We start from the raw sequence: 290 nt of genomic DNA on the forward strand, positions 1-290 counted from the left end.
TTTAGAGATTTTATAAACTAATCTTGTTATCGATTTTGATAATTTTTCAGGGAAATAATCTCCACTTAAAACATCAACTAAGTAAAAATAATTCACCCTCTCATTATATTTGGTTTTTCGCCATATTTTCATTTCTGAATCTTTATCGAACTGCATAAAACTATTATCATTGAATTCGAAAAAATTATCAAAACTTGCATTATCAGTTAATGGGTAGTCTTGACCACTAATTAAATGGAAATAATCAAAATTTATATTAGAATCATACGCTTTTTCTAATAAAATATTAG

1 protein-coding gene is annotated in these 290 nt (G+C 24.5%); it reads right to left on the reverse strand.

Annotated features, from left to right (window positions below):
- Positions 1–290 (reverse strand): beta-1,6-N-acetylglucosaminyltransferase (locus tag MKR94_RS16500; protein WP_241647890.1); only part of this gene is annotated, 290 nt, incomplete at both ends.

The sequence above is a fragment of the Rosenbergiella metrosideri genome (assembly GCF_022602565.1).
In the GTDB taxonomy this organism is placed as follows: Bacteria; Pseudomonadota; Gammaproteobacteria; order Enterobacterales; family Enterobacteriaceae; genus Rosenbergiella; species Rosenbergiella metrosideri.